Consider the following 15,477-nt stretch of genomic DNA (forward strand, 5'->3'; position numbering starts at 1 on the left):
TTGTTGGATGACTATTTTCGACAAGGCGAGGTGCACATGACGACCGAGCAAAAGCGTCCGGACGAAGACGAAGAAGTAGACGAGCCCAGCGAAGAAGAAATCGAGCGTGAGAAACGCAAGGAACAGACGTGGAAGCACGACGATGGCAAGGAACTCACCGGGCCTGATATGAAGCTCTGAGAGCAATCTGCAAAAAGCCCCGCAACAGTGGGGCTTTTTGTTGTTCAGAGGTCTTCCAGAGACGGGAAGTCCGGATGTGACGCCCGATAGCCCAGGGTCCTGTCGATCCATGCATTGAGCTCGTTGACCATCACCGGTGGGTGGCCGGGATAGCCTTCGAGCGTGGTGCGCAGGATGCGTTCGATGTCCGGCACTGAACGCAGGTTTCGGGTCTTGATGTAGTGGCCGATAAAACAGTCGAGTTGAAAGCGTTCTGTCATGGACAGATAGATACACTCCAGGCCGTTGGCCTGTTTGATTGCAAAATCGTCGCGCAACTTAGTTCTCTGCAAGGCTTGTTAAAGTTGTAGGGGATTCCTGGTTTTGCTGACTCTTTGGTCAACTGGTATGCCAAATGGAAATGCGGCGCGCATGCTATCCGTAGTGCATGTAAATGTATGTATGACGGTTGAAATGTCAGACAGGCGGTTAGTTCGCTCAAACGACTGTTTTTTTCCGGGTGTTTCAACGATGAAACACCCCCTGTAAAGATCGAGTGTCACCTGTAATCACCTGTAGGAGCTGCCGCAGGCTGCGATCTTTTGACTTTGATTTTTTAAAACAAGATCAAAAGATCGCAGCCTGCGGCAGCTCCTACAGGGTTAACGGGTGAGGGCGGGGGATTTTTAGGTGATTGGCTCAATCAACCCGGCACCCTGATTGCGTGAATTGCCGACGGCTTTGCCGACCTTGTGCGAGGCGAAGGCATCACTGGCTTCACCTTCAAACAGCAGCATCTGTTCGGCGCGCGCCGCAGGTGTTGCCGGATCTAGCCATTCGGCAGCCATGTCAGCGCGAAAGACCACGGGTCGGCGATCATGAATATCGAGCAGGCCACCGACGCTGTCGGCGGTGATGATCACAAAACCGTCGTCGTCCCGGCCATCGCTGCCGGGTGTCGGACATTGGCCGATGGCGGCACAGAAAACCGGCCCATGATCGGCCCGACGGATCAGCCACGGCTGTCGGGTTTTGTCCGGGTCGTCGACCCATTCGAACCAGTTGTCGACCGGCACGATCAGCCGATGACGCCAGATCGCCCGGAAGAATGGGCCATGGGCGACCTTTTCCACGCGGGCGTTGATCGGCGCCGCGCGGTCCTTGGCCCAATGCGGGCGCCAGCCCCAGCGCAGGTTGTCGGCATACAGGCGTTGATCATGCTGATGAAGGACCGCGAGTGACGTGGTGGGTGCTGCGTTGTAGCGTTCCAGCGCGGCGTCGCCGACGTGATTGATCAGCGCATCGGGAATGCTCAGCACCGCGACAAAGTCGTGAATGCCTCGGTACTGCGAGAGTCTTCCGCACATGCGCCGAATCTCCGGTTGGACGCTTTCAGCTTAGTTGGCTGTGGCCAATCAATCCTGCGCCTCCTGACCGGTGAACGTGTCGCGCCAGACCAGCCAGCGGCGTTCCAGCACTGCGAGCAAACCGTCGCTGAGTTTGCCGAGCACGGCGAGCACGATAATCGCCGCCAGCACGATGTCCGGCCGCGAGGTTTCGCGGCCGTCGCTGAGCAGATAACCGAGGCCTTTGGTCGCGGCGATCAGTTCGGCGGCCACCAGAAACATCCACGCCAGACTCATGCCGCTGCGTAGCCCGGTGAACAGGCCGGGCAGGGCGGCGGGCAGCAGAATCCGCCGCACCAGTTGCCAGCGGCTGAAGCCATAGATGCGTCCGACCTCGACCAGTTTGCGATCAATGTTGCGAATCGCCGCGACCACGTTGACGTACACCGGGAAGAACGCGCCGATGGCGATCAGCACGATCTTCGAGGTTTCATCGATGCCCAGCCACAGCAGCAACAGCGGCACCCAGGCCAGACTCGGAATCGAACGCAGCGCAGCGAACGTCGGTTCCAGATACGCCTCGGCCTCGCGGCTCAAACCGACCCAGGCGGCGAACCCCAGCGCCAGGCTGGCGCCAATTGCAAACCCGAGCAACACCCGCAGCAGGCTGGCGCCGATGTGTTTCCACAGCGCACCTTCGGCAAGGTCGGTGAGGGTCAGGGCGATCTCGCTGGGCGCCGGCATTTGGTAGGACGGCAGCCAGCCGAGACGCACGATGCATTCCAGGGCGACCACGATCAGCAGCGGCAGGGCCAGACCTTTCAGGCGCCGGCGCCATGTCGGATTGAGGGTTGAGGGACGAGGCCGCGACAAGCTCCGGGGAGGCGCGGGCAATTCATTACTGCGAATGGTCATGCGGGGGCTCCGCTCACCGCCCATCCGCGTCAAACAGGGATGGGCGGTGAGTCTGGTCGGTTACTGGCGGGCGACGGCTTGCTGCACACCGCTGTCGAGCAACTGGTCAATGACTTGATCGACATTCACCCCACGCCGCACCAGTTCCTCGGACACCAGAATCGGTGCCGCAGCCTTGGACGCCTGCACGTCGTTGGCGGTCAGTTGCGGACTGCTCAGGTCGGTGCGCGACAGCTGCAGTTTGGCCACGTCCAGCGGCAGACCGGATTCCTTGGCCAGCAACGCGGCGAACTCGTCGGGATTTTTCAGCGCCCATTGCCGCGCCTGCTCGTAGGCTTTGATCACCGTGTCGATGGTTTGCGGATGTTCCTTGGCGTACTGCTCGGTGACGCTGACCACGCCGTAGCTGTTGAATGCCGGGTTGCGATACAGCAAACGCGAACCGGCCTGCACCTGACTGGCGGCCATGTGCGGGTCGAGTCCGGCCCAGGCGTCAACATCGCCTTTTTCCAGCGCGGTGCGGCCGTCCGGATGTTGCAGGTGCACCAGTTCCACGTCGTCTTTCTTCAGCCCGGCCTGTTGCAGGCTGCGCAGGGTGAACAGGTACGGGTCGGTGCCTTTGGTGGCGGCGATTTTCTTGCCCTTGAGGTCGGCGACGCTCTGGTAGGGCGAATCCTTGCGCACCACCAGCGCGGTCCATTCGGCGCGGCTGTAGACGTACACCGATTTGATCGGGCTGCCGTTGGCCCGACTGAGTACCGCAGCGAGGCTGGCGCTGGAGGCGAAATCGACGCCGCCGCTGTTCAGATATTCCAGCGAACGGTTACTGCCCTGGCTCAGCACCCAACTGACTTTGGTCTGTGGCAGGGCCTTTTCGAGAAAACCGAAATGTTTGAGCACCAGACTCACGGGTGAGTAGTAGGCGTAATCCAGATGGACTTCCGCAGGCGGCGCTTCGGCGGCCTGGGCCAGCGGTTGCAGGCTCAATGCCATGGCGCTGGCTACCAGCAGCGTTTTGAGGCGGGTAAACGGTAAGAACGATGTCATGGGGTGCTCCGGCAAAGGCACTGGTTGTTATGTCCAAAAATATATTTTTATCGACTGCGTCCTGCATGATTGGAATATTGCAGGCTCTGTGCCATATGCTTCTTGACCCATGTTTACGGGGTTTTCGCCGGTTTTTGCGCCTTTCAACTGTTGCTTGGGCAACACTGTGGCATGGCGCTGTTGCGCAGCGGACAGTGAGCATTCCGAGCAATGAGCTTATGCACTAATCGAATTTAAAATCGGTTTATCAACAGCGTTATGGTCTATGCAAAATCCCGTCGCAGGACCTCACATGAAGCTTTCCCGTTTGCTCCGCAGCACGCTGATGACCGCATTATTCACCGCACCGCTTGCCCACGCCGCCGAGCCGTTGGTCCTGCACGTCGGTGACCAGAATTACTACAACGTCCGCGCCTCAATCGAGGCTTCCGGCGTGTTGAAAGACGCGCCATACAGCGTCGACTGGAAGCACTTCCAGGCCGCCGCGCCACTGGCCGAGGCGTTGCAGACCGGCTCGCTGGATCTGGGTTTTCTCGGCGATTCGGGTTTTCTGTTTCTCGCCGCCAAACAGGCGCCAGTGAAACTGATCGGTGTGTCGCGACAAAACCCGGACACCATCGCGTTGCTGGTGCCGAAAGATTCGCCGGTGAAAACCATCGCCGATCTAAAGGGCAAGAAAGTCGCCTACTGGCCCGGCGCCTGGAGCCAGCAACTGACCTTGCGCGCCTTGGAGCAGGGCGGTCTGCCGGAGAATTACGTCGATTTCGTCAAACTGATGCCGATTGATGCGGCGGCGGCATTGCCACAGGGCAGCATCGACGCGTTCCCGGTGTGGGAACCGTACATCTCCCAGCAAATCGTGTTCTCCGGTGCGCGGCCGATTCTCACCGCGAAAAACCTGATGCCGGGCCTCAGCGCGATTGCCGCGTCGGCGCCGTCGATCGACAGCAAGCGTGCAGCGATTGCCGATTTTCTCGGGCGTTTGAAACAGGCGCGGGCCTGGGTCGACAGCCACACCGATGAATACGCAGACCTGTGGGCGAAGAAAGCCAATCTCGATCAGCAGGTCTCGCGGCACTGGTTGCGCCAAGCGCACATGACCGTCGGGCCGGTGGATCAGCAGGCGGCGGCCGACCTGCAGAGCACCGCGGACTTCCTGTTCAAGGTCAAGGCACTGCCGGCGCCGCTGGCCACCGCCGGGGTTATCGATACCTCGTTTCAACAGGCACTGGCTGACTGAGCGAGCGCCGGAACCAAAGCCTGTGTACCCTATCCAGACCTGGCTCGTGAGCCGGGCGCAGGGATGGATCAGGGCGAGGGAGTTTTGCCAGTCGACAACAGGGCCGCAACGGTCAGGCGCAAGGCAAAACATGAAATACGCGTTCAATCTTCTCTGTGCAGCGGCCATCGCGCTTGGGCTGGCCGGCTGCATTGCCGCGCCGATCGAGATGACCGCGCAAACCGAAACCCGGCTCAAGGCCCAGGCGCCGGTGCGCTTTCTGCTGACCTTCGATGATGGCCCCAGCGCTTCGAGTTTGTGGAATCCGTCGGCGACAGTGCTCGACAGCCTCAAGATCAACCCGGTGCAACCGGACATCAAAGCAGTGTTCTTCGTCCAGACCCGCGCGCCTCGCGCCGGCAACAGTGACATTGGTCGCGGCATCATGCGGCGCGAGCACGCCGAAGGGCACATCCTCGGATTCCACACCGCCACCCATTGGCACACCAACCATCGCTCGCTCGATCCGCAAGAACTGGAGCAGTCGTTGAGCAACGGCACGGCGGATATCGCCGCGATTACCGGAGCTGCGCCGATCCTGCTGCGTCCGCCGTTCTGGAATTACGACAAACGCACCTTCGCCGCCTATCAGCAGCACGGACTGCACGTGTTGTTGACGGATTTGAGCGCCAATGACGGCAAGATCTGGGGCTTCAACGCCAGTCCACGACGTCGGGCGAACATGCTGCGCCAGCTATCGGAAGTCCGCGAGCGCATCGCCCTCGGCGAATTTCCGACTGTGGACGGGGTGATTCCGGTGGTGGTGACCTTTCATGACCTCAACCGCTACACCGCGCGGCATACCCGCGAGTACCTGCAGATCCTGCTCGACAGCGCCGCTGCCACGGGCGTGAAACTGGCGAACAAACCGTTCTACGATGATCCCGCGGCGCTGCAGAAAGCGGCGCTGGCGCGCACGGTTCAGCAGAGTTCGGAGCCGGTGCAGTTGCCGGGGATGTGGAACTGGATCTGGGATCATGACGCGCACTGAGGCGGCGCTGGAAATGTGATCGGGTTGGCAGTCGTCGGGGCGGCAGATTATTGATCGCTCATCTATGCTGAATCGGTCGACCGACTCATCGCCTGCGAGGCGTGCGCCCATGCTAGCCATTGCCGACATCTGCCGGATTGTCGAATCCGGCTTTCCGTCGCTTGAATGCGAATGCACACAAGTGGAGCAGGGACTGTTGCGGATCAAGGTGTATGAGCCTGACTCCGGGCGAGTCGAGTTGTTGCTCAATGGCGTATCACCGGAACATCTGGTGACGATCCGCGATATTTCCAACTTCATCGGCGAATTGCGCACGGAAATGAGCGCCGGGCGCCGGGCATTCGCCGGCTGATGCCTTACAAGCGCCGCTGAAACGCCTGCACGATGCGTAATGTCGCGTCGCTGGTGGGCAGATTCTGCACCGCGTCCAGCGGATGCCAGATGCATTCGACGATCTCGTTTTGCGGGCGCAATCGCTCAAGGTCGAGCACCGAGGCCTCGTAGACATGATGCTGGGTGCTGCCGCTGTGCAGTTCCATCAGGTACAACATCTGCTCGGCATCCAGTGCCGTTTCTTCCTGCAGCTCGCGCGTCGCCGCCCCGGCTTTGGTTTCCCCAGGCTCGACCTTGCCGCCGGGCAATGTCCAGCGGCAGCGGGGTTTGCGCACCAGGAGAACGTGTCGATCCTGCTCGCAAATAACGGTGGCGCGTACTTTCATCGGTTACCTGTTTACCGCGTGTCACATAAATGAAATAAAACTGCAATATTCGAGCCGGCTCCCGGTTTAAAGGTTCCACGAGACGTTTGATCGTTTGCTCGGGTTAAAAGTGCCAGAGCCTTGGCACATCGCTGGCCGTGAGGCAGGTGGGGCAAGGCGGGTTTGTGCCAGGGCGACCGGTTCGCGTCGTTGGGTCGCAGAGAGGAAGCGCTGGCCTGACCCGCTGTGTTGTCGGGTTACAGTCAACGCTCGGCGCGGACGCCAGGTCACACCGTCAGTCAAAGCAGATGTAACGAAAGAGCCCCGGTGCTTGCCGGGGCTCTTGTTGAGGGCAGGGTCGCTGTCAGTGAACCTTGCTTCGGCTGATGGAGCGCGTTTTCACTTCCTTGGCATAGGACTGCAATCGTTCTTCATCACTTTGCAGCACCTCGCAAGACCTCAGGACCGCTTGGGCATCCGCTTCATTGCCGCTCTTGCGCAACTGTTCGGCAATGCGCTTGAGGTCGACTGCCGACCATCGCAGATCCGATGCAACGGCTTGCAGGTCACGCTGAAGTTCGTGTTCGTATTGATTGAGCCGCATGATCACCTCCGGTCATTCTCGGTAAAACAGAGTAGCCGCATTTTCATCGCCGAAGCGCAGCTCGTCTGCCACCGGGTGAATGGATGTAAATATTTGTCCAAATGCCCTCGTAGCGGGGCGTCGGGATGGATGTACAACCGGTTACACGTTACATTCGCTTTTTTTCAGATCAGGGAAACACCATGCGGATATGGATCGGGAGTTTGGCGTTGGCATTGCTGGCAGGTTGCTCATTGCCAGCATCGCTGGTGCCGGGCGAGCCAAATCTCAGCAAAACCACCACCAAAGCGCCTAAAGACTATGCCGCGTGCCTGTTGCCGTTGTGGCAGCAGGACATTCCGAAGACCACGCAGACTTCCATTTCCAACGGCTACCGGATCAAGGCACCGAGCCTCGTCACCGCCGACGAGATTCTCGACATCATCAAATACAAGGACGGCAGCCGCGTTTCCCTGTATCAGGGGCCGCCATGGGCCAAGTCCGGGTCGTTGCGCAAATCGGTGCGTGACTGCCTGTAAAGCTGCTCTGGAATGCAAAAAAGCAGAAACCGCATCCGGTTTCTGCTTTTTTTTGCTTTGCGATTTTGCGAAATGCGCTGTGACAGATCGGCACGTGGCGTATTCCAGTGTGCGCTAGGCTTTTGAGTGCCACCCGGTAACCGGAGGGACATGCCTTTCAAGGAGCCACGGATCATGGATGATCTGGTCAAAGAAGTTATTCCGTTGTTGCAGTATCTGATTCCCGGATTTGTCTCGACCTGGATTTTCTACACGCTCACTTCATTCAAGCGGCCTGATACGTTTGGGCAGATTGTGCAGGCGTTGATCTTTACGTTTGTGATTCATGGGGTGGTGTTGGGGATCGGCGCTATTGGTCTATGGGTAGGCTCGAAGGGCTTTTCTGTAGGAAAGTGGGATGGCAAAGCCCAGGCAGTGTGGGCGTTCATGGTTTCCATGGGGCTTGGTTTGTTTTCGTGTGCTCTGGCTTCAAATGACAAACTGCACAAATGGTTACGAAGTAAAAATGTAACGAATAAAAACTCATACCCCAGCGAGTGGTACAGCACTTTTGCCCGCCACAATCGCCTGGTAACGCTGCATTTGACGGATGAAAGGCGACTGTTCGGCTGGCCCGTCGAGTGGCCTTCCGGCCCCCTGGAGGGACAGTTCATCATGCTGAATCCAGGCTGGCTGGGGGAAGATGGCGTGGCGTTGCCTTTTGGCGCCGAACTATTGGTGATAGATTCCTCGAAAGTCCAGTGGGTCGAATTCAGTTCTGTCGAAGAGGTTTCATCATGAGCGCAAAAGAGCCTACTCCCATGCCGCCTGGCGTCAGGCGCCTGTTTTATGGCCCGGACGGCAAGCTGCTGGCAAAACCCCTCGTCAAAGGGCCGAGTGCGCCGCCACCGCTAAAGCGCCAGTACCGGGATTGACTGAACGCCGCTCATCGAGCGGCGTTTCGTTATGTTTTGCATTTGTGGGGGTTGCAGTCAGAGCGTATCCACCAACCAGTCCCTGAACGCTTTCAGTGACGGCAACGCCTCATTGCGCGGCGGATACACCAGGTAATAGCTGCGCCGGCTGGTGATCGGCTTCCCCAGTTGCAGCAGCTCGCCGTTAAGCAATTCATCCTCCACCAGAATCCGCGGCACCAGCCCCACGCCAATATTCGCCCGCACCGCCTGAATCAGGTGCGAGGTCATTTCAAAGCTCGGCCCGATGCGCATGCTGCGGTGTGGCAAACCATGATGGGTGAACCATTCCGCCCAGGCCTGGGCATTGCTGCTGACATTGAGCAGTAACTGCCCGGCGATGTGCTGTTCGGCTTCGTCGCGTTCGGTCAGTGACAACTGCGCACTGGCAATCACCACCAGCTCTTCAGTGTGTAGCGGCAGGGCGCTCAGACCGGGCCAGTCTCCCGCACCGACACAGATCGCCGCGTCGATTTCGCTGGTGTCGAAGTCGATCGCTTCGATACGCGAATGCAAGTGCACGGTCATGCCCGGGTGCGCAGTGTAGAAGTCCTTGAGTCGCGGCAGCAGCCATTTCGAGCCGAAGGTCGGCAGCGTCGCCAGACGCAAACTGTGAATGCCAGAACCGAACGCCATGGCCTGCAACGTCGCGCTGCGGATCTGCCCGAGGGCTTCGGCGAGTTCGCGCTGATACATGCGCCCGACATCGGTCAGCACCACTTGCCGGCCTTCGCGGCTGAACAGGCGCATGCCGAGCATCTTTTCCAGAATCTGCACCTGACGGCTGACCGCGCTTTGCGTCAGCGACAGTTCGTGGGCGGCGCGGGTATAGCTTTCATGGCGTGCGGCAGCCTCAAAGGCCAGCAACAACGACATGGAAGGGGTGAGGGTTCGCGGATTCATTCGTTTTAGTCATGGATTGCGGGTCGATTTTACGTTTGTCCCGACGGCGCCAAGCAATGAACATAAGCACCATGAGATGGCGGGAGCGTGACGCAATCATTCATTGCGCACAACTGTTCACCGCCACATGGCCCGATATTGACCGAGATTTCCCGACCGATGATTGCCCAGCTGTCGCCCGCCACCGCATTGAGCGCTGATTACCAGCATTTCCTCAAAGCCCTGAAAGCCAGTGGCTTTCGTGGCGAGATCAGTGCTGATTACGCCAGCCGCGTAGTGCTCGCCACCGATAACTCGATCTATCAGCGTCTGCCGCAAGCGGCGGTGTTTCCGATGGATGCGGAGGATGTGGCGCGGGTCGCACGGCTGATCGCCGAACCGGCTTATCAGCAAGTGGTGATCACGCCGCGTGGCGGTGGCACCGGCACCAACGGCCAGTCGCTGACCGATGGCATCGTCGTCGACCTGTCGCGGCACATGAACCGCATTCTGGAAATCAACGTCGAGCAGCGCTGGGTGCGGGTGCAGGCCGGGGTGGTCAAGGATCAGCTCAACGCCGCGCTGAAATCAGCCGGGCTGTTTTTCGCCCCGGAGCTGTCGACCTCCAACCGCGCCACCGTTGGCGGCATGATCAACACCGACGCAAGCGGGCAGGGCAGTTGCACCTACGGCAAGACCCGCGACCATGTGCTGGAACTCGACATGGTCCTGCGCGGTGGCGAGCGTCTGCACGGCGCAGCGCTGGCGGAAGAAGATCTGACAGCGCTGTGTGCCCGTGAAGATCGGGTCGGTGAAGTCTATCGCTGTGCGCGGCAGATCATTGATGAGCAGGGCGAGTTGATCAAACAACGCTTCCCTGACCTCAACCGCTGCCTGACCGGCTACGACCTGGCGCACCTGCGCGAGACGGACAATCGTTTCAACCTCAACAGCGTGCTGTGCGGCGCCGAAGGCTCGCTGGGGTTTGTGGTGGAGGCGAAGCTCAACGTACTGCCGATCCCCAAACACACGATGCTGGTGAACATTCGCTACGCCGGGTTCATGGATGCGTTGCGCGATGCCCGGGCGCTGATGGCGCTCAAGCCGCTGTCGATTGAAACCGTGGATTCCAAGGTGTTGTTGCTGGCGATGCAGGACATCGTCTGGCACGGCGTCGCCGAATACTTCCCGGCAAGTGCCGAGCGGCCAACACTGGGGATTAACCTGGTGGAATTCTGCGGTGATGATCCCGAGGATCTGCAGCGCCGGGTCGAAGCCTTCCTCGAACACTTGAGCAGCGACACCACGGTCGAACGCCTCGGCCATACCCTGGCGGTCGGTCAGGCGGCGGTGAACAAGGTTTATGGCATGCGCAAACGCGCAGTCGGCCTGCTCGGCAACGTTGCCGGCGAAGCGCGGCCGCAGCCATTTGTCGAGGACACCGCAGTGCCGCCGCAGCACCTGGCCGAGTACATCGCTGAACTGCGCGAACTGCTCGACAGCCACGGTTTGCAGTACGGCATGTTCGGCCACGTCGATGCCGGCGTGTTGCACGTACGGCCGATTCTCGACATGAAGGATCCGCAGCAAGCGGCGTTGGTGCGTCCGGTGTCCGACGGTGTCGCGGCACTGACCCAGCGCTACGGCGGCCTGTTGTGGGGTGAGCACGGCAAAGGCCTGCGCTCGGAATACGCGCCGGCGTTTTTCGGTGAGTTGTACCCGGCGTTGCAGGCACTCAAAGCCGCGTTCGACCCGTTCAACCAGTTCAACCCGGGCAAGATCGCCACCCCGGCCAACACCGATGCGCAGCTGTTGAAGATCGACGAAGTGGCCCTGCGCGGCGAGCTCGACCGGCAGATCGACGAAAAGGTCTGGCAGAGCTACGGCGCAGCCATGCATTGCAACGGCAACGGCGCCTGCTACAACTTCGATCCCGACGACGCCATGTGCCCATCGTGGAAAGCCACCCGCGAGCGTGCGCAATCGCCCAAGGGTCGCGCATCGCTGATCCGCGAATGGCTGCGTTTGCAGGGTGAGGCGGGGGTTGATGTGCTGTCCGATGCGATCCGTCGTCCGGTATTTTTCCGCAACCTTTGGACCCGTTGGCGCAACAGCCGCGCGCAGGACGCAGATTTTTCCCATGAAGTTTATGACGCCATGGCCGGCTGCCTGGCGTGCAAATCCTGCGCGGGACAGTGCCCGGTCAAGGTCAACGTGCCGGAATTCCGTTCGCGTTTCCTTGAGCTGTATCACAGCCGTTATCTGCGCCCGGCGCGGGATTATCTGATTGCCTCGCTGGAGTACAGCATTCCGTACATGGCGCGGATTCCGGCGCTGTACAACGGCTTGATGGGCGCAACCTTTGTGCGCAAACAGCTGGAGCGTCTCGGTGGCATGGTCGATGTGCCGTTGATCAGTCGCTTTGATTTCCACGCTGCGCTGCGCCGCTGGAAGGTGCAGCCGGCGACGGTTTCCACGCTGTCGGCGCTGACCCCGGCTCAGCGCGAGCGCAGTGTGGTGTTGGTGCAGGATGCCTTCACTCGTTACTTCGAGGCGCCGCTGCTGGCGGATCTGCTGGAGCTGATTTCGCGGCTGGGCTATCAGGTGTATCTGGCGCCATCTAGTGCCAACGGCAAGCCGCTGCATGTGCAGGGTTTCCTCTCGGCGTTCAACCGCGCGGCGTTGCGCAATGCGCAGCAGCTACGCGAATTGGCCGATCTCGGCGTGCCGCTGCTGGGGCTGGATCCGGCGATGACGCTGGTCTATCGCCAGGAATACCTGAAAGTGCCCGGCATGGACCACTGCCCGGAAGTCGCGCTGGTGCAGGAATGGTTGCTCAAGGTGATGCCGGAGCAGGTGAATAACCAATCGGCAAATGCATTCAGGCTCCTGGCACATTGCACCGAGAAAACCAACGCGCCGGCTGCCACTCGTCAGTGGGAGCAAGTGTTCGAGCGGGCCGGGTTGAAACTGGCGACGCAGGCCACCGGTTGCTGCGGCATGTCCGGCACCTACGGTCATGAGGCGCGCAACCGTGAAACGTCGGCGGTGATCTACGAGCAATCGTGGGCGCGGCAGGTCGAGGCGCCGGCGGAGCAGGGCGAAGCACTGGCCACCGGTTATTCGTGCCGCAGTCAGGTCAAACGCCAGTCGGATCGGGCGCTGCGCCATCCGTTGCAGGTGCTGCTTGAGTTGGTACGTCGCTGAGCGGTTCGTCGTCCGGGGCGTTGTCCCAGATCAGCCGTGGGTCGAAACTCATCGCCGAGAGCATGGTGAACACCACCACCATGCCGAAAAACAGGATGCCCGGGCGTGGTTCGATATCGCCCAGCGCCTGGAACTTCACCAGCGCCGCGACCAGTGCGACCACCAGCACGTCGAGCATCGACCAGTAGCCGATCAGCTCGACGAAACGGTACAGCTTCGAACGCTCACGGCGCGCCCAGTCACTGCCCCGCTGCACGGTGATCAGCAGCAGCGACAGGGCGACGAATTTGATCCCCGGCACTGCGATGCTGGCGATGAAAATGATCAGCGCGATGTCCCACGCGCCGCCCTCCCAGAACTCCAGCACGCCGCTCATGATCGTGCTGTCGGCGCCGTTGCCGAGCATCACCGTGTTCATCACCGGCAGCAGATTGGCCGGCACGTAAAACGCCAGCGCGGCGAACAGATAGGCCCAGGTGCGCGTCAGGGAGTTGGTCTTGCGCCGATGCAGCGGCGCATCGCAGCGCGGGCACTGGTGCGGCTCGTCGGTCATGTCACAGGCCAGCCCGCAGCTGTGGCACAGGCACAGATTCAGTTCGCTGGCGGTCGCGGGTCGCTTCATAGAATGTCCCACAGGTCACGAATATCGCGGCCGGCAATGCGGATCATCATCAGGCTCAGCACCGCCAAAGCGAACAGGCCGATACCCGGCAGCACATCGAGCAGCCCGGCCAGTTTGAATACCGCCACCATCGCCCCCAGCAGACACACTTCGAGCATGCTCCACGGACGCAGGGTTTCCAGCCAGCGCATGCACAGCTTGAAGCCCGGCGCCCGGCGCGATGACAAGGCGAAACTCAGCACCCAGATCAACAGCACCAGTTGAAACGCCGGGGCGATGATGATCGAAATCGCCGCGACCATCGCCATGAAGGTGATCGGCCCCTGACTCAACGCCAGCACCGAATCCCACAGCGTCGCGCTGTTCTTCAGGCCCTTCATGCTGATGCTCATCACCGGGTAGAAATTGGCGAACAGCCACAGCATGGCGGCGGTGAAACTCAGGGCCAGCCGCTGCTCGACGGTCAGGCCGTTATAGCGCTGCAGCACGCCGCCGCACCGCACGCAGAGGGTTTTCTGGTGTTTGCCGAGCACGACTTTTTCGTACACGCAGTCGCAATGCTCGCAGATGATCAGGTGTTCGGTTGAGGTCATGGGCAACGCTCGACAGCAGGCGCAAAGGGCACGGGGCGCCTGATCACTATAGAAGCCTGACGTGATTGGGCAAATGGCGTTTGGCTTGGGAATCGACTTTTTATGTTATAGAGTAACGCCAATTTTTGGCGGGACGTGCAGTTGTGCGCCCCCGATTCATTGATTCGATGGCGAAGTGTCCATGACGATTGCGTGTACCCGTTCCAACCCGCTGCCGACCGGCCGCTTGCTGTCCATTGATGCGTTACGCGGTCTGGTGATCCTGTTCATGCTGCTGGATCACGTGCGTGAAACGTTTCTGTTACACCGTCAGGTGTCCGACCCGATGGACATCGCCAACACCGAGCCGGCGTTGTTTTTCAGTCGCACGTTGGCGCATCTGTGCGCACCGGTGTTCGTGTTGCTGACCGGATTGTCCGCGTGGCTGTTCGGCGAGAAGTACGCGGGCAAGGCCGATGTCAGTGCCTTCCTGTTCAAGCGTGGGCTGTTTCTGGTGGTGCTGGAATTCACCTTGGTGAATTTTGCATGGACGTTTCAGTTGCCGCCGAGCGTGATCTATCTGCAGGTGATCTGGGCGATTGGCTTGAGCATGATCGCGTTGTCGCTGCTGGTCTGGTTGCCGCGCGGGCTGTTGCTGACGCTGAGTCTGGCGATCATTGCCGGGCATAACCTGCTGGATGGGCTGCATTTCGCGCCGGAGTCGGCACTGCATGTGCCATGCGCGATTCTGCATGATCGGGGCTGGATCGAGGTCGGTGACAGTCTGCGCTTGCGCACTTCGTATCCGCTATTGCCGTGGATCGGCGTGATCGGTCTGGGTTATGCGCTGGGCCCGTGGTTTGCCCGCGGGGCTGATGCCTTGAGCCGCCAGCAAGGCCTGTTGCTGGGCGGTGTCGCCGGTCTGCTGGGCTTCGTGGGGCTGCGGCTGATCAACGCTTATGGCGAAAAGCCCTGGGCAGTTGAAGACACGACCGTGCAAACGCTGATGGCGTTTTTCAACATCACCAAGTACCCGCCATCGCTGCTGTTCATCAGCCTGACGGTGAGCATCGGATTGCTGCTGTTGCTGGTGTTCGAACGGCTACAGACGCGCCGCTGGATTCGCTGGCTGACGGTCTTCGGTTCGGCGCCGATGTTCTTTTATCTGCTGCATCTGTACGTGCTGAAGGTGCTGTATCTGATTGCCGTGGCGCTGTTCGGCCTTAACCACGGTAGTTATTTCGGCTTCGATTCGGTAGCGGCAATCTGGCTGGTGTCACTGCTGTTGGCGCTGGCACTGTACCCGGCGGTACGCTGGTTTTCCGCACTGAAATCGCGGCGCCGTGACATCGCTTGGCTGAAATATCTGTAAGCCCTGGGGTCATTGCGCTCGCGCAATCAACGCACGACGTAAAACCCTGTAGGAGCTGTCGAGTGAAACGAGGCTGCGATCTTTTGATATTGATCTGGAAAATCAAAATCAAGAGATCGCAGCGTGCCGCAGCTCCTACAGGGGGCGGTGTTATTTGCGATCCAGCCACACCGTCTGCGCGTTGCAGAACTCGCGCACGCCGAAGTGCGACAACTCGCGACCGAAACCGCTTTTCTTCACGCCGCCGAAGGTCACGCGCGCGATCAACGCGCGGCTTAACACTCTGTAGGAGCTGTCGAGTGAAACGAGGCT

General features: G+C 60.1%; 17 protein-coding genes. 8 read left to right on the forward strand and 9 right to left on the reverse strand.

The genetic code is table 11. The features are described from left to right. The first annotated feature begins 36 nt into the window (after nucleotides 1–36). Complete coding sequence (locus tag LOY52_RS10970; protein ID WP_177325641.1) at nucleotides 37–180, forward strand: hypothetical protein; 144 nt, start codon at nucleotides 37–39, stop codon at nucleotides 178–180. A 44-nt stretch (nucleotides 181–224) separates the two neighbouring features. Here the strand turns inward: LOY52_RS10970 and LOY52_RS10975 are convergent, their stop codons facing one another. From LOY52_RS10975 to LOY52_RS10990, 4 genes are all read right to left on the reverse strand, one after another. Beyond that, a complete protein-coding gene (locus LOY52_RS10975) occupies nucleotides 225–497 on the reverse strand; it encodes a hypothetical protein (protein WP_258679462.1) in 273 nt (90 codons plus the stop codon). Nucleotides 498–845: 348 nt separating this feature from the next. After that, nucleotides 846–1,526, reverse strand: a complete 681-nt coding sequence (locus tag LOY52_RS10980) for an SOS response-associated peptidase (protein ID WP_258679463.1) — start codon at nucleotides 1,524–1,526, stop codon at nucleotides 846–848. Nucleotides 1,527–1,574: 48 nt separating this feature from the next. Further along, nucleotides 1,575–2,420: an ABC transporter permease gene (locus LOY52_RS10985; RefSeq protein ID WP_258679464.1), complete on the reverse strand. Its 846-nt coding sequence runs from the start codon at nucleotides 2,418–2,420 to the stop codon at nucleotides 1,575–1,577. 60 nt (nucleotides 2,421–2,480) lie between these two features. Continuing rightward, nucleotides 2,481–3,467, reverse strand: coding sequence for an aliphatic sulfonate ABC transporter substrate-binding protein (locus tag LOY52_RS10990; RefSeq protein ID WP_258679465.1), 987 nt, complete (start codon nucleotides 3,465–3,467; stop codon nucleotides 2,481–2,483). Nucleotides 3,468–3,759: 292 nt separating this feature from the next. Between LOY52_RS10990 and LOY52_RS10995 the strand changes: the two genes are divergently transcribed. The 3 genes from LOY52_RS10995 to LOY52_RS11005 all read left to right on the forward strand — a co-directional run bounded on the left by LOY52_RS10995 (nucleotide 3,760) and on the right by LOY52_RS11005 (nucleotide 6,089). Next, nucleotides 3,760–4,707 carry an ABC transporter substrate-binding protein gene (locus tag LOY52_RS10995; protein ID WP_258679466.1) on the forward strand — a complete coding sequence of 316 codons (948 nt, stop codon included), beginning with the start codon at nucleotides 3,760–3,762 and terminating at the stop codon, nucleotides 4,705–4,707. A gap of 130 nt (nucleotides 4,708–4,837) precedes the next feature. Next, nucleotides 4,838–5,737, forward strand: coding sequence for a polysaccharide deacetylase family protein (locus LOY52_RS11000; protein WP_258679467.1), 900 nt, complete (start codon nucleotides 4,838–4,840; stop codon nucleotides 5,735–5,737). A 109-nt stretch (nucleotides 5,738–5,846) separates the two neighbouring features. Next, entirely contained in the window at nucleotides 5,847–6,089 is a 243-nt protein-coding gene (locus LOY52_RS11005) for a DUF1652 domain-containing protein (RefSeq protein ID WP_003225919.1), read from the forward strand. 4 nt (nucleotides 6,090–6,093) lie between these two features. Here LOY52_RS11005 and LOY52_RS11010 read toward each other — a convergent pair whose 3' ends face one another. Next, entirely contained in the window at nucleotides 6,094–6,456 is a 363-nt protein-coding gene (locus LOY52_RS11010; protein ID WP_258679468.1) for an NUDIX hydrolase, read from the reverse strand. Nucleotides 6,457–6,799: 343 nt separating this feature from the next. Further along, nucleotides 6,800–7,039 (reverse strand): hypothetical protein, encoded by a 240-nt coding sequence (locus LOY52_RS11015; RefSeq protein ID WP_047598284.1) that lies wholly within the window; start codon nucleotides 7,037–7,039, stop codon nucleotides 6,800–6,802. Between the two features lie 182 nt (nucleotides 7,040–7,221). Between LOY52_RS11015 and LOY52_RS11020 the strand changes: the two genes are divergently transcribed. After that, on the forward strand, nucleotides 7,222–7,557 hold the full coding sequence (locus LOY52_RS11020) for a hypothetical protein (RefSeq protein WP_003225912.1): 336 nt from the start codon (nucleotides 7,222–7,224) through the stop codon (nucleotides 7,555–7,557). A 174-nt stretch (nucleotides 7,558–7,731) separates the two neighbouring features. Then, entirely contained in the window at nucleotides 7,732–8,337 is a 606-nt protein-coding gene (locus LOY52_RS11025) for a DUF6338 family protein (protein WP_258679469.1), read from the forward strand. Nucleotides 8,338–8,528: 191 nt separating this feature from the next. Here the strand turns inward: LOY52_RS11025 and LOY52_RS11030 are convergent, their stop codons facing one another. Beyond that, nucleotides 8,529–9,413: a LysR substrate-binding domain-containing protein gene (locus LOY52_RS11030; RefSeq protein WP_258679470.1), complete on the reverse strand. Its 885-nt coding sequence runs from the start codon at nucleotides 9,411–9,413 to the stop codon at nucleotides 8,529–8,531. A 159-nt stretch (nucleotides 9,414–9,572) separates the two neighbouring features. Between LOY52_RS11030 and LOY52_RS11035 the strand changes: the two genes are divergently transcribed. After that, nucleotides 9,573–12,599 carry an FAD-binding and (Fe-S)-binding domain-containing protein gene (locus tag LOY52_RS11035; RefSeq protein ID WP_258679850.1) on the forward strand — a complete coding sequence of 1,009 codons (3,027 nt, stop codon included), beginning with the start codon at nucleotides 9,573–9,575 and terminating at the stop codon, nucleotides 12,597–12,599. On the opposite strand, the gene LOY52_RS11040 is transcribed toward LOY52_RS11035, so the two are convergent. Beyond that, on the reverse strand, nucleotides 12,532–13,221 hold the full coding sequence (locus tag LOY52_RS11040; RefSeq protein WP_258679471.1) for a paraquat-inducible protein A: 690 nt from the start codon (nucleotides 13,219–13,221) through the stop codon (nucleotides 12,532–12,534). The genes LOY52_RS11035 and LOY52_RS11040 overlap by 68 nt on opposite strands. Next, the gene (locus tag LOY52_RS11045; protein WP_003225887.1) at nucleotides 13,218–13,814 is read right to left on the reverse strand and encodes a paraquat-inducible protein A; all 597 of its coding nucleotides are present in this window, start codon (nucleotides 13,812–13,814) and stop codon (nucleotides 13,218–13,220) included. Before LOY52_RS11045 ends, LOY52_RS11040 begins: the two co-directional genes overlap by 4 nt. Before the next feature lie 181 nt (nucleotides 13,815–13,995). Here LOY52_RS11045 and LOY52_RS11050 point away from each other — a divergent pair, with 181 nt between their 5' ends. After that, nucleotides 13,996–15,165 (forward strand): DUF1624 domain-containing protein, encoded by a 1,170-nt coding sequence (locus tag LOY52_RS11050; RefSeq protein ID WP_258679472.1) that lies wholly within the window; start codon nucleotides 13,996–13,998, stop codon nucleotides 15,163–15,165. Nucleotides 15,166–15,477 lie beyond the last annotated feature (312 nt).

Source organism: Pseudomonas sp. B21-051 (genome assembly GCF_024748795.1).
Lineage (GTDB): Bacteria > Pseudomonadota > Gammaproteobacteria > Pseudomonadales > Pseudomonadaceae > Aquipseudomonas > Aquipseudomonas putida_A.